12 protein-coding genes are annotated in these 13,019 nt (G+C 70.7%); 2 read left to right on the forward strand and 10 right to left on the reverse strand.

Features of this window, described 5'->3' with window-relative positions; genetic code table 11:
* Nucleotides 1-41 precede the first annotated feature (41 nt).
* From WMF31_RS07770 to WMF31_RS07785, 4 genes are all read right to left on the reverse strand, one after another.
* A complete protein-coding gene (locus tag WMF31_RS07770; protein WP_436601320.1) occupies nucleotides 42-1,217 on the reverse strand; it encodes a hypothetical protein in 1,176 nt (391 codons plus the stop codon).
* Nucleotides 1,214-1,444: an acyl carrier protein gene (locus tag WMF31_RS07775; RefSeq protein ID WP_129352257.1), complete on the reverse strand. Its 231-nt coding sequence runs from the start codon at nucleotides 1,442-1,444 to the stop codon at nucleotides 1,214-1,216. Before WMF31_RS07775 ends, WMF31_RS07770 begins: the two co-directional genes overlap by 4 nt.
* Before the next feature lie 18 nt (nucleotides 1,445-1,462).
* Nucleotides 1,463-2,287 carry an acyltransferase gene (locus tag WMF31_RS07780; RefSeq protein WP_436601321.1) on the reverse strand — a complete coding sequence of 275 codons (825 nt, stop codon included), beginning with the start codon at nucleotides 2,285-2,287 and terminating at the stop codon, nucleotides 1,463-1,465.
* Between the two features lie 205 nt (nucleotides 2,288-2,492).
* Nucleotides 2,493-3,512, reverse strand: a complete 1,020-nt coding sequence (locus WMF31_RS07785) for a lysylphosphatidylglycerol synthase domain-containing protein (RefSeq protein ID WP_436601322.1) — start codon at nucleotides 3,510-3,512, stop codon at nucleotides 2,493-2,495.
* Nucleotides 3,513-3,600: 88 nt separating this feature from the next.
* Between WMF31_RS07785 and gor the strand changes: the two genes are divergently transcribed.
* Both gor and WMF31_RS07795 read left to right on the forward strand, forming a co-directional pair.
* Nucleotides 3,601-5,034 (forward strand): glutathione-disulfide reductase, encoded by a 1,434-nt coding sequence (gor, locus tag WMF31_RS07790; RefSeq protein ID WP_436601323.1) that lies wholly within the window; start codon nucleotides 3,601-3,603, stop codon nucleotides 5,032-5,034.
* Between the two features lie 89 nt (nucleotides 5,035-5,123).
* Nucleotides 5,124-5,714 carry a DUF420 domain-containing protein gene (locus tag WMF31_RS07795; protein WP_436601324.1) on the forward strand — a complete coding sequence of 197 codons (591 nt, stop codon included), beginning with the start codon at nucleotides 5,124-5,126 and terminating at the stop codon, nucleotides 5,712-5,714.
* Here the strand turns inward: WMF31_RS07795 and WMF31_RS07800 are convergent.
* The 6 genes from WMF31_RS07800 to WMF31_RS07825 all read right to left on the reverse strand — a co-directional run bounded on the left by WMF31_RS07800 (nucleotide 5,675) and on the right by WMF31_RS07825 (nucleotide 12,969).
* Nucleotides 5,675-6,361 carry a sulfite oxidase heme-binding subunit YedZ gene (locus WMF31_RS07800; RefSeq protein WP_436601325.1) on the reverse strand — a complete coding sequence of 229 codons (687 nt, stop codon included), beginning with the start codon at nucleotides 6,359-6,361 and terminating at the stop codon, nucleotides 5,675-5,677. The two genes, WMF31_RS07795 and WMF31_RS07800, sit on opposite strands and share 40 nt — an antisense overlap.
* Entirely contained in the window at nucleotides 6,361-7,401 is a 1,041-nt protein-coding gene (msrP, locus tag WMF31_RS07805) for a protein-methionine-sulfoxide reductase catalytic subunit MsrP (RefSeq protein WP_436601326.1), read from the reverse strand. The genes WMF31_RS07800 and msrP overlap by 1 nt, the downstream gene beginning before the upstream one ends.
* Before the next feature lie 46 nt (nucleotides 7,402-7,447).
* Nucleotides 7,448-8,230, reverse strand: coding sequence for a DUF5995 family protein (locus tag WMF31_RS07810; RefSeq protein ID WP_436601327.1), 783 nt, complete (start codon nucleotides 8,228-8,230; stop codon nucleotides 7,448-7,450).
* 1,337 nt (nucleotides 8,231-9,567) lie between these two features.
* Entirely contained in the window at nucleotides 9,568-10,341 is a 774-nt protein-coding gene (locus WMF31_RS07815) for a succinate dehydrogenase/fumarate reductase iron-sulfur subunit (RefSeq protein WP_436601328.1), read from the reverse strand.
* Nucleotides 10,341-12,254, reverse strand: coding sequence for a fumarate reductase/succinate dehydrogenase flavoprotein subunit (locus tag WMF31_RS07820; RefSeq protein WP_436601329.1), 1,914 nt, complete (start codon nucleotides 12,252-12,254; stop codon nucleotides 10,341-10,343). Before WMF31_RS07820 ends, WMF31_RS07815 begins: the two co-directional genes overlap by 1 nt.
* A gap of 19 nt (nucleotides 12,255-12,273) precedes the next feature.
* A complete protein-coding gene (locus WMF31_RS07825) occupies nucleotides 12,274-12,969 on the reverse strand; it encodes a succinate dehydrogenase cytochrome b subunit (protein ID WP_129352237.1) in 696 nt (231 codons plus the stop codon).
* Between the last annotated feature and the right edge of the window lie 50 nt (nucleotides 12,970-13,019).

Consider the following 13,019-nt stretch of genomic DNA (forward strand, 5'->3'; position numbering starts at 1 on the left):
GCCTGGTGCTGCCCCTGGGGGTGGCGCGGCCCTTCGGGGGCTCAGAGGCCCGCCATCTCCGGGGCGCGACGCACGATGTCCGGCCAGCGGGCCGGATCGTGGCCGTGCTGGGCGAGGAACGCGTACACCCACCGCTCCAGCCCGAACGCGATGCACACGCTGTGCATCGGCCCCGCGCCGTCGACGGTGCACTGGAACGCGCGGCCGAAGAAGTCGGTGTGGTAGTTCAACGACCCCGCCGCCACCCGCTCGTCCTCCGGCAGCATCAGCGAGATCTCGTATTTCGTCTCGCTGCTGATCTGGAAGTACGTCTTGGCGGCGGCATCCGGCGCGATGAAGAACGGATCGCTCGCCGTCCGGATCTCGCCGGCCAGCTCGTGCTCGTCGAGGTAGCGCGCCACGATCTCGTTCCCCTGCTCGCGCAGCGCGAGCACGCCCTCCCGCGACCCGAGGAACACGATCTCGCGCATCGTGAACTCCCACAGCCGCCGGAGGTCGACCATCTTGCTCGACTCGTAGCGGAAGCAGCGGCCCGCGAGCGCGTAGCGCGCGCCGCCCGGCGGCAGCACCCGGTCCCGGTTCGCCGCGTAGACGTGGTAGCAGACCGCCGGCGAGAGGCAGACCTCCGGCTGCGTCATGTCGCCCAGCGCGCGCTCGTCGAGCGTGTCCCGGTCCTGGTGCCGCGCCCGGAAATCCTCGATGCGCGGCATGTCCTCCGGCAGGTGGCACGCGAAGGTCACGATGTGGGGGAAGGAGCGGAAGTAGTCGCACTTCGCGAGCGTCGTGGCCGGGATCAACGTCGGCACGAGGATCGGGCTCGGCGAGAACGGCGCGCCGAGCGCCTCCAGCGTGCGATCGAAGTAGCGGTAGAGCCGCAGCGGGAGCCCCTCGAGGGCGACCTGACCCTGCCCCATCTGCGTGATCCCGGCGGGGAGCCCGCCGCCGCGGAACTCCACCCGGTCGCACGCGGGGCTGCGGTACACGAGCTTCCGCGTGAGCTGCCGCAGGCTGCGCTGCATGGTGCGCGCGATCCCCTCGGCCGCCCGGGCGAGATCCCCCGCGCCCTCCTCCGGCGCCTCGAACTCGAGCGCCGCGCCGCCGCGGACGAACCGGATGTTCGCGATGTCCTTCGACAGGAAGGCGATCTGCTTCGGGATCTCCTCCTGCGCCATCTCCGTCGCGGGCGTGGCGAGCTCGACGGTGACGATCTTCCTCACGAGGCGAGCTCCTGGATCAACCCGCTCAGCGCGCGCGGGGTGCGGGCGAGGCTGAACCTGTCGTCGGGGAGGGCCACATTGAACCGATCCTCCAGCTCGGTGAGGAGCTGAAGCGCTCGAATCGACGAGAACCCCGCGTCATAGATGTCGTCGTCGGGCCCGATCGTTGCGGGCAGGTTGCCAATCGTGACGATGACCTCGATCACCTGATCCATCTCGGTCGCCATTGAGGAGCTCCAGGGTGGTTAAGATACGCTGTCCGGAGGAAGCGAGCTCTTTCGGGCCGCGTGGTCCGCGGCTCGGGCGCCCGCGCCGTTCGCGCTGCTCGCGTCGAGGCGAGCCCCCGCCGACCCGGCGCGCTGCGCCGGCTCGGCCCGGAGGGACGCCACCCTGCGGGCCGGATTGCCGGCCACCACCGTGTAGGGGGGGACGTCGGCGAGGACCACCGAGCCCGCCGAGACCACGCTGCCCTCGCCGATCGTGACGCCGGGGAAGATCATGGCCCGGGCGCCTATCCAGACGTTGTCCTCGATGACGACGGGCCGCACCTCGCTGTCCGGGGGCGGCAGCCCCTGCTTCCGGGCCTCCGGCTCGCTCGGGTGACCGCTCGAGTCGAGGATGTGCACGCCCGACGCGATCCGGCAGTGCTTGCCGATGGTGATCGACTTGGCGACGACGATCCTGCACTCGTGTCCGAGCCCGGTGTCGTCGCCGATCGTCAGGGTCGGGCTGTCCGAGAACCGCGCGGCAAAGGTGAAATTGATCTTGCCGTCGAGCACCACGTTGTCGCCAAGGACGATGTTCCCCCGCCCCTGAATGAAGTGGATGAACGTCCCCGTCCGGACACCCTTGCCGTACCGGGTGCAGTACGACTTGAAGATCGGCTCGCAGACGAGCACGCGAGATCCGTAGTAGTAGAGATCACGCGCCGCCTCGTACGCGAGGCGCACGGGGACGACGACCGGCCGGGGCGCGGGCAGCGTGAGGCCGCGGAGCTCGCGGCGCACGTGGCGCGCCGCCCGGGCGACGCCGTGATCGGAAGAGGCGAGGAAGCGATAGAGATTCTTCATGACGGATCGCCCAGCGCGAGCAGGTCAGAGCTGCTATGTGCAACAGGAACATACATCAAGACCGGCCGCGAGTGCACCGGGATGCGCAGCGGCTCGCTCGAAATTCGTCCGGTCGGCCCTTTTCATGGATCGAGGGCGCGCCAGCGCCGCGTGTTCATGGATCGAGGGCGCGCCAGCGCCGCGTGACGAGCCGCGTTGATCCGCGTCATGCCGGCTCCTGGGCAGCTTCCGCGGCGCCCTTCGCCTCCATGCGGGGCAGGGCGACGCGGAGCAGGGCCAGGCCGAGCGCGGCCTCGACCAGGGTGAGGGCCACGGCCCATGCCGTCGTGGACGCAGCGATCGCGGCCAGGCGCTCCTCGCGGGTGACGCCGGCCGCGAAGCCCTCGAAGAGCGCGACCGCGAGCACGTCCCGCGTGCCGAAGCCCTGCGGCGTGAGGGGGAGCGTCACCGCGACCATCAGGATCGGGATGTAGGTGAGGGCCGCGCCGAGGGGGATGCGGACGTCGAAGAACCAGAACGGCAGCCAGGTGCCCGCGAACAGGACGACGAGGTGCGGCACGCGCGCGGCGAGGGCGACGAGGTGGCCGCGCACCCCCGCCTCGAAGAGCGGGGCGAGGAGCCGGGTGCGCGCGAGCCGGGCGGGCCGCAGCGCGAGCAGGGCGAGGTAGAGCGCGCCGGCGGCGAGCAGCAGCGCGGACCCGGCGAGCGACCCGCCGTTCGCGGGGAAGGCGAGCGCGCCCAGGAGGAGCAGGCAGCCGAGCCAGGAGGCGTAGACCACGAGCGTCGCGCCCGCGGCGCGCGCGAGCGGGACGCCGTGGGCGCGGGAGAGGAAGACCGTGATGAACGCCTGGCCGACGTGGTGATTGAGGAGCGACGGGAGGTAGGAGGCGCCGCGGAGCACGAAGAAATCGCGGAAGGCGACGCGGGCGATGGAGCGGCGGTAGACGAGGACGGTCGCGAACGTGTCGGCGGCGAGGAGCGCGAGGACGAAGAGGGCCGCGGACGCGCCGAAGAGCGGGGCGTCGACGCGCGACAGGGCCGCCAGGAAGGCGCCGTGGTCGAGGCGGCCGAGCACCGCGGCGACGAGCGCGACCGCGAGGGCGAAGGGCAGGGCGCGCCTCGCGCGCCGCACAGCGCGCGAGGAGAGCGGTCCCCGCCGCGCGGGCAGATCGCCGTCGTGCGAGCGCGCGGCGCCCAGGGGGCCGGGGTGGGTCGAGGAGCGCAACGGCGGGACCGTAGCAGAATCCCCGCCGCCCCGGAGGCGGTGTACGCTGCGCGGCGATCACGCCCAAGGTGGGCCATAGTCGTCGACCATGTCCAAGTACGATTACGATCTGTTCGTCATCGGCGCCGGCTCCGGCGGCGTGCGCGCAGCCCGCATGTCCGCTTCGTACGGCGCCCGGGTCGCGATCGCCGAGTCGCGCTACCTCGGCGGCACCTGCGTCAATGTGGGGTGCATCCCGAAGAAGCTCCTCGTCTACGCGTCGCACTACGCCGAGGATTTCGAGGACGCCGCCGGCTACGGCTGGAAGGTGCCCGGCCGCGGCGGCGGGGCGGACGGGGGCGCGGAGGCCGGGCCCTCGTTCGACTGGCCGACCTTCCTCCGCAACAAGAACCGGGAAATCGAGCGCCTGAACGGCGTGTACGAGCGGCTCCTGAAGAACGCGGGCGCCGACCTCCGCTGGGGCCGCGCCCGGGTCGTGGATCCGCACGCGGTCGAGATCGACGGCGCCCGGATCACCGCCGAGCGCATCCTCGTCGCGACCGGCAGCCACCCCTGGATCCCCGACATCCCGGGCCGCGAGCACGCGATCACCTCCAACGAGGCGTTCCACTTCGACGCCCTGCCGCGCCGCGCGCTCCTCGTCGGGGGCGGCTACATCGCGGTCGAGCTGGCCGGGATCCTGCACGGGCTCGGCGCCCGCGTGTCGCTGATCCACCGCGGCGTGCACCTCCTGCGCGGCTTCGACGACGACATCCGGGCGTTCCTCGCCGCGGAGATCCAGAAGAAGGGGCTGGATCTCCGCCTGGGCGCGAGCGTCGAGCGGATCGAGCGGCGCGGCGCGGAGCTCTGCGCGACGCTCGCCGACGGCGCCGAGCTCGCCGCCGACTGCGTGCTGTACGCGACCGGGCGCGTCCCGAACACGAAGGGGCTCGGCCTCGAGGAGGTCGGGGTGAAGCTCGACGCGGACGGCGCGGTCGTCGTGGACGACGTGTTCCAGAGCTCGGTCCCGTCGATCTACGCGATCGGCGACGTGATCTCCCGGGTGCAGCTCACGCCCGTGGCCATCGCCGAGGCGATGGCGCTCTCGAGGATGCTCTTCCGGGGCGAGCGCGTGCGCATGGACTACGCCGGCATCCCGACGGCCGTCTTCAGCCAGCCGAACGTCGGCACGGTCGGCCTCTCCGAGGCGCAGGCGCGCGAGCACCACGACGTCACCGTCTTCCTGTCGGTCTTCCGCCCGCTCAAGCACACCCTCTCCGGGCGCGAGGAGAGGACGATGATGAAGCTCATCGTCGATCGCGTGACCGACCGGGTGCTCGGCGTCCACATGGTCGGCCCGGACGCCGGCGAGATCATCCAGGGCTTCGCCGTCGCGCTGAAGTGCGGCGCGACCAAGGCGCAGCTCGACGCCACGATCGGCATCCACCCCACGGCCGCCGAGGAGCTCGTGACCATGCGCGAGCCGCTCCGGGACGCGGATCGGAGCCCGGCGCCGATCGGGAGGGCGCCGAGCGCGGGCTAGCCGTACGGGAGCGCGGCGCGCGGCGCGTGGTCGGCGAGCGCTCGCGCCCGCTCGCCCGCCGTCGATCGCGCTCGGGGCGCTCCTCTGGTATGGACCGCGCGATGTCGACCCACGCCTCGAGCCCCCTGAAGCCCGTCGGCCTGCTCACCCGCACCAGCGACCGAGCGTTCTACCTCTTCAACGCCGCGCTCTCCGCGGGCGCGCTCGCGTTCCTGGCCTACATCCTGATCTTCCGGCGGGGCGCGGGCGGCGCCGACCTCCGCTTCATGCCGCCGCTGAACGCCGCGCTGAACGCCACGGCGGCCACGCTGCTCGTCGCCGGCTTCATCGCCATCAAGCGCCGCGCGATGGTCGTGCACAAGTACCTGATGGTCTCGGCGTTCGCCGCCTCGGCGCTGTTCCTCGTCGGCTACCTCGCCTACCACTTCGTCCACGGCGACACGAAGTACCAGGGCACCGGGCCGCTCCGCGTCGTCTACTTCGTGATCCTCATCTCGCACATCGTGCTCTCGATCGGGATCGTGCCGCTCGCGCTGACGTCGTTCTACTTCGCCTTCAAGGGGGGCTTCGCGAGGCACGCCCGGGTCGCGAAGGTGACGCTGCCCCTCTGGCTCTACGTGTCGGTGACGGGGGTGCTCATCTATTTCATGCTGCGCGGGAGCCCGCCGGCGGTGCCGTGATCGCGCCCCCCGGGCGGGAGGACGGCGCTCGCGATGCGCACGGCGAAGAGCGCCGCGAGGAGCGCCGCGTAGATCAAGGGCTCGGTCGTGTCCTTCTTCACGCGGAGGAAGTAGTGCGCGACCCCGAGGACAGCGGCGACGTACGCGAGGCGGTGCAGGCGCTTCCAGCGCGCGAAGCCGAGTCGCTTCAGCATGCGCGCGGTCGACGTCGCCGCCAGCGGGACGAGCAGGACGAGCGCGACGAAGCCGACGAGGAGGAAGGGGCGCTCGGTGATGTCCGCGACGATCGCCGGTAAGGCGAGCCCCTGATCGAGGGTCGCGTAGGTCAGGAAGTGCGCGCACGCATAGAAGAAGGAGAGCAGCCCGAGCGCCTTGCGGATGCGGACGGGGAAGGTCCACCCCGAGATGCGCTGGAGCGGCGTGGCCGCGAGCGAGGCGATGAGCAGCACGAGGGCGAGGAGGCCGAGCTGGTTCAGCGCCTCGGCGACGGGGTTTGCGCCGAGCGCCCCGGTCGCGGCGCGCAGGCCGAGCACCGCGAGCGGGATGAGGCCGCCGGTGACGACCGCCGGTTCGAGCCAGGGCAGCTTCCGACCCGCCGGCGCCCCGGCGCGCAGCGGGGACACAGCCTTGGCCGGCGAGCTCGTCATCAGAAGTTCTCCCGGAGATCCATGCCGCTGTACAGGCCCGCGACCTCCTCCGCATAGCCGTTGAACGGCAGCGTGGGCCGACGTCTGAGCTCGCCGATCCTCCGCTCGGTCGCCTGGCTCCAGCGCGGGTGATCCACCGCGGGGTTCACGTTCGCATAGAACCCGTACTCGTCCGGCGCGGCCTCGCTCCAGGTGGTCCGCGGCCGGCGCTCGGTGAGCTCGATCCTCACGATCGATTTGCACCCCTTGAACCCGTATTTCCACGGGACCACCAGGCGAATGGGGGCTCCGTTCTGGCCGAGCAGCGTCTTGCCGTAAATCCCGACGGCCAGCATCGTGAGCGGGTGCATCGCCTCGTCGATGCGCAGGCCCTCGACATAAGGCCAGTCGAGGACGCGGCTCTTCTGGCCGGGGAGCTGCTCCGGATCGAGCAGCGTGGTGAACTGGACATAGCGGGCGCGGGACGTCGGCTCGAGCCGCTTGAGGAGCGCGGCCAGCGGGAAGCCGAGCCACGGGATCACCATCGACCACGCCTCGACGCAGCGCATCCGATAGACGCGCTCCTCCAGGGGAAACCACCTGAGGAGGGTGTCGAGATCGATGATCTGGGGCCTCTTGAGCTCGCCGTCGGCCGAGATCGCCCAGGGGCGAAGCCTGAGGCGGCCGGCGTTGGCGGCCGGCGCGGACTTGCTCAGGCCGAGCTCGTAGAAGTTGTTGTAGGAGATGATGTCCTCGTAGGGGGTCCGGGCTTCGTCGGTGACGAACGACGATCTCCCCTTCGTCTCACCCGCCTCGGCGCGCGTCGACGCGTCCCCCGGGGGGCGCGCGTCGGTGAGCGGCACGGCGTCCCCCCCGGGTGCCTCCGCCCCGGCGGCGCCGGATGAGCCCGCATCTCGGCCCGTGAGCCAGACCAGGCCGCCGCCGATGGCCGAGGCGGTGCCGGCGAAGAGCGCTGCGTTCTTCAGGAGCTCGCGCCGCCGCAGGTAGAGGGCCGGCGGGGTGATCTCGCCTGCGGACGGCTCCTTGGGGAGCTTGCTCATGCCTCATTGTACGACGGGGGCGGGCTCGGGTTTCGGTCCACCCCGCTCACGCGGCGCTTGACAGGGCGCGGAGCATGGGCCGCTGCGCGTGGTGGAGCGACGGCAGCGCGAGCAGCTGCGCGACGCGCGTGGAGCGCTGGTCGATGCCGGCGGACAGCGCAGCCCGGTCGCTCGCCCGGCGCGCGGCGAGCAGGGCCAGGACGTCGGTCCAGACGCTCTCGCGCCAGCGCGAGAGCAGCTCCATGGCGATGCGGGTCGCGAGCTCCGGGGCGAAGTTGTGGAGGATCCCGCTCATCCGGCACCCGTGACGGCCGTAGAGGCGCGCGAGCGCCTCGACGACCGCGCCGCGGAGGAGCGTATTGACCTGATCGTGATCGTGCTTGAGGCGCGCGAGCATCCTCGGGTCGCGGTCGTGCCCGAACTCGATGATGGTCGCGTGGATGCCGAAGACCAGATCGTAGTTGATGTGGGCGTTGAACCCGAGCAGCGCGTTCTGCACGGGCAGCGCCAGGCGCGATGACGCGCTCGCGTACGCGATGCGCCACGCGCCGCAGTCCTGGGCCGCGCCCTGCTCGCACCAGCGGAACGTCGCGAGGTAACGCTCGCAGAATCGGCCGGCCAGGCGAGAGATCCACGACGGCTCGAGGAACATGCCATCGGGCCGCTCCACTTGCGCGGCGACAGCGCGCGTGACGATCCCGTAGACGTCGGTGAATGCCGCCCGCGGATCGCCCGCGGCGACGAGCCGGTCCGTCACGGTGTCGAGAACAACGGCAGCATCGTGGACGCTCTTCGGATGCAGGTTAAGGCCGTCGATGCAGCTGCTCATGAAGTTCCCTCCTGCTTCTTCACTCGTGAAAGAGACCTGGTCTGATGATCGAACTCCCGCATCAGCGCCGCGTCGTCGCTGGAGGTGTGCCTGCGCCGCCGCGTGGCCCGAGCGGCGCCAGAGAGGCGCCGGTCGGCGCGTCGCGCGGACATGCACGTCGGGTCTGCGGTCGATGCGCGTCGTTCCCATGATGAAGACGGATCCTGCCGATCCGCTGAGAGAGCGGCCGCCGCGAATGCAGCTCGGCCCCCCTACCGCCGGCCCCCCCTGAACCGGCTCCGTTGTAGAGAGAGCTGATCGAACTCGAACCTTGACTCGCTCGCAGCGGGATGCCCCCCCCTCGCTGCGGCGTTCTAAGTTGCACCTAGTCTACGACATGGTGTGGGGTCACCACAATTGTCTTATGACGTGCAATCCCGTTCGGGACAATTTTCGATGTTGTTCGAACTAGCGAGCTCGAACGAGCGGTCGTTGACCCTGACACGTTTCTTCCCCGCGCGGGAGATCGTCACGCCCTCTTCGTCGGTTGCGCTGGTACTGGAGTGTCCGAGGTTCGTCGAATTAGGAAAGTGCTCACTCGCGTGGGCGCGAGTCGCGACGAGAGGTTCTTGAAACATGCCGAGTGTTTATCCCGCGTGTCCCCGTACGGAGGTCTCCTGGGACCGAAGAGCGTTTAGGAAGTCCCTGAGCCCGCACTAGGGAATTACCTGGAAGCCCATCCACGGGCGCGGTGTAGATTTTTGCTCTATGGGTGAAATTGGAGGCGGAGGGGGCAGGGTTCAGGGGCCGCCGTGGAGGTGGGATGGGCGGGGGGTCGGCGGGGGGAGCCAGGGCGTGCCCGTCATGGCGTGGCGCAGGGAGGGGGGCGCGGCGCCCCGGGGTGGCGGCGTCGCCGCCTGCGGGCACGGAGGGGCGCACCGTACGGCGGCGAGGATGGCGGGGCGCGCCTTGGCCGTCGCGGGCAGGGCGCGTCGGTGGCGCGCGGCGCGCGGCCGCGGCCCACGGGGCGACCGCTGCGGGGCGCCGGGGCCGGTCGTGACGGATCGTCGCGCTCGCGACGGGAGCGGGCGAGGTTTGCGCGGCCGGGCAGGGAAGGGGGAGAAGCGGAGGTGCTACGACGAAGCGGAGGTGCTGCGACGAAGCGGAGGTGCTGCGACGAAGCGGAGGTGCTGCGACGAAGCGGAGGTGCTGCGACGAAGCGGAGGTGCTGCGACGAAGCGGAGGGACGCGGAGGATGCGGAGGGGCGGGGAGGGAAGGAGGACCGCCGGGGGTGCGCGGCGGCGCGGCGCCGCGGCGAGCGGCGGCGCGGCGGCGCGGCGAGCGGCGCCGCCGCGGATCAGCCGGTGCCGCTCTTGGCCTGCACGTCGCGGTGGCGCAGCGTCGCGCGCAGGTAGTCCCGGTTCATTTGCGCGATCACGTCGAGCGAGATCTCCTTCGGGCAGACCGCCTCGCACTCGCCGACGTTCGTGCAGTGGCCGAAGCTCTCCGCGCGCATCTGCCCCACCATGTTGAGGGTGCGCTGATCGCGCTCCGGCTGCCCCTGCGGCAGGAGGTTCAGGTGGGTGAGCTTCGCCCCCGTGAAGAGCGAGGCGGACGCGTTCGGGCACGACGCGACGCAGGCGCCGCAGCCGATGCACGCCGCCGCGTCCATGGCGCGCTCGGCGATCGGCTTCGGCACGGGGATGGCGTTCGCGTCCGGCGCGCTGCCCGTGGGCACCGAGACGTAGCCGCCCGCCGCGATGATCCGATCGAACGCGCTGCGGTCGACCGCGAGATCGCTCACGACGGGGAACGCGGCGGCGCGCCACGGCTCGAGCCACAGCACGTCGCCGTCCTTGTAGTGCCGCATGTGCAGCTGGCACACGGTCGTCCCCCGGAGCGGGCCGTGCGCCTGGCCGTTGATCATGAAGCCGCACATGCCGCAGATGCCCTCGCGGCAGTCGTGATCGAACGCGATCGGCTCCTCGCCCTTCTGGATGAGCCGCTGATTGAGCACGTCGAGCATCTCGAGGAAGGACATGTGCTCGCTGACGTCGGGCACCTCGTAGGTGACGAACCGGCCCGCTTCGTACTTGCCCTTCTGCCGCCAGACATGAAGCGTGAGGCGCATTATTTGTAACTCCGCTGGGTGAGGTGAACCTCGTTGAACTGGAGCGGCTCCTTGAAGAGCTCGGGCGCCTGCCCCTCCCCCTTCCAGGCCCAGGCGGCGGCGTAGGCGAAGTTGTCGTCGTCGCGCCTCGCCTCGCCCTCGGGCGTCTGGTGCTCTTCGCGGAAGTGCCCGCCGCACGACTCCTCGCGGTGGAGCGCGTCGCGGCACATGAGCTCGGCGAGCTCGAAGAAGTCGGCGACGCGCCCCGCCTTCTCGAGCTCCTGGTTCAGGCCGGACCCCGTGCCCGAGACGCGCACGTCGCGGTGGAACTGCTCCCGGAGCTCCGGGATCCGCGCGATCGCGCCCTTGAGCCCGGACGCGTTGCGCGCCATCCCGCAGTGCTCCCACATGATCTTGCCGAGCTCGCGGTGGAACGAGTCGACCGTGCGCGAGCCGTTCGTCTGGAGCAGCCGGTTCAGCCGGTCGCTCGCCGCGCGCTCGGCGTCGCGCACCGCGGCGTGGGCGTCGTCGATCCGCTCGAGCTTCGTCGAGGCCAGGTAGTCGCCGATGGTGTAGGGGATGATGAAGTAGCCGTCGGCCAGCCCCTGCATCAGCGCGCTCGCCCCGAGGCGGTTCGCGCCGTGGTCGGAGAAGTTCGCCTCGCCGAGCACGAACATGCCGGGGATCGTGCTCATCAGGTTGTAGTCGACCCAGAGCCCGCCCATCGTGTAGTGGATCGCCGGGTAGATGCGCATCGGGACGGTGTACGGGTCGTCGCCGGTGATGCGCTCGTACATGTCGAAGAGGTTGCCGTAGCGCTCGGCGATGGCCGGCTTGCCGAGGCGCCGGATGGCGTCCGAGAAGTCGAGGTACACGCCGAGCCGGGTCGGCCCGACGCCGCGGCCCTCGTCGCACACCGCCTTCGCCGCGCGCGACGCGACGTCGCGCGGCACGAGGTTGCCGAAGCTCGGGTAGCGGCGCTCGAGGTAGTAGTCCCGCTCGTCCTCCGGGATGCTCGCCGGCGCGCGGGTGTCGCCCGGGTTCTTCGGCACCCAGATGCGGCCGTCGTTCCGGAGCGACTCGCTCATGAGCGTCAGCTTCGACTGGTAGTCGCCCGAGACCGGGATGCACGTCGGGTGGATCTGGGTGAAGCAGGGGTTGCCGAAGAGCGCGCCGCGCTTGTGCGCCCGCCAGATGGCCGTCGCGTTCGACCCCTTCGCGTTCGTCGAGAGGAAGAAGACGTTGCCGTAGCCGCCCGAGGCGAGCACGACCGCGTCGGCGAGGTGCGTGTCGAGCGCGCCCGTGATCAGGTTGCGGGTGACGATGCCGCGCGCCTTGCCGTCGATGACGATGAGATCGAGCATCTCGGTGCGCGGGTACATCTTCACCTTGCCGAGGCCGATCTGCCGCTCGAGCGCCTGGTAGGCGCCGAGGAGGAGCTGCTGCCCCGTCTGCCCGCGCGCGTAGAACGTCCGCGACACCTGGGCGCCGCCGAAGGAGCGGTTCGCGAGCACGCCGCCGTACTCGCGCGCGAACGGCACGCCCTGGGCGGCGCACTGGTCGATGATGTTCACGCTGATCTGCGCGAGCCGGTACACGTTGGCCTCGCGCGCGCGGTAGTCGCCGCCCTTCACGGTGTCGTAGAAGAGGCGGTAGATGCTGTCGCCGTCGTTCTGGTAGTTCTTCGCGGCGTTGATGCCGCCCTGGGCGGCGATGCTGTGGGCGCGGCGCGGCGAGTCCTGGAAGCAGAACGTCTTCACGTTGTAGCCGAGCTCGGCCAAGGTGGCGCTCGCGGCGCCCCCGGCGAGGCCGGTGCCGACCACGATGATCGTGTACTTCCGCTTGTTCGCCGGGTTGACGAGCTTCAGGTTGAAGCGGTGCTGGTCCCACTTCTTCTCGATGGGACCTTCGGGGATCTTGGCGTTGAGCTGCATGGTGGGGGGCGCTCCGGGCTCAGCGGACCAGGCCGGTCATGACGGCCAGCGGGACGGAGGAGAAGCCGACGACGAGCAGGATCGACGACACGACGGCGAGCTTCCTGAGCACCGGCGTGTAGCGCGGGTGGCTCACGCCCATCGACTGGAACATGCTCCACGCGCCGTGGTAGAGGTGCAGCCCGAGCAGGCTCACCGCCACGATGTAAGCAATGGCCACGGGCGTCTGCTGGAACCCGTTGACGAGGTTCTCGTACGGGGCGAGCGGCACGAAGTCCGGGTGCACGGTGCCCGTCGTCAGGTGGAGCAGGTGATAGACGATGAAGGCGCCGACCACGAGGCCGCTCAGCAGCATCGTGCGCGCGGCGACGTTCGGGTGCCGCTGCCCCTTCACCTGGTAGCGGACCGGCCGCGCGGCGCGGCTGTGCTGCGCGAGCGTGATGCCGGTGTAGACGTGGACGATGAAAGCGAGGAGGAGGACGATCCGCGTCCCCCAGAGCAGCGAGGGCGTCCCGTGGAGGAAGGCCGCATAATCGTTGATCTTCTGCCGGCCCATGAAGATCTGGAGGTTGCCGGCCATGTGGCCGATGACGTAGCCGAAGAAGATGACGCCGCTCAGCGCCATCGCGAACTTCTTGCCGACGAGATCCCGGTAGAAGAGCGCGACGCGCTGGGCCCTGGAGGGGAGAGTCGATGGGGCAGCAGTGGAGCTCATCGCTCCCCTCCTTTAGTGGGGCGTGTGCGCGTTCGCCAGAGGGAATCTCG

The sequence above is a fragment of the Sorangium sp. So ce1036 genome, assembly GCF_051369805.1.
GTDB classification, from domain to species: Bacteria; Myxococcota_A; Polyangia; order Polyangiales; family Polyangiaceae; genus Sorangium; species Sorangium cellulosum_F.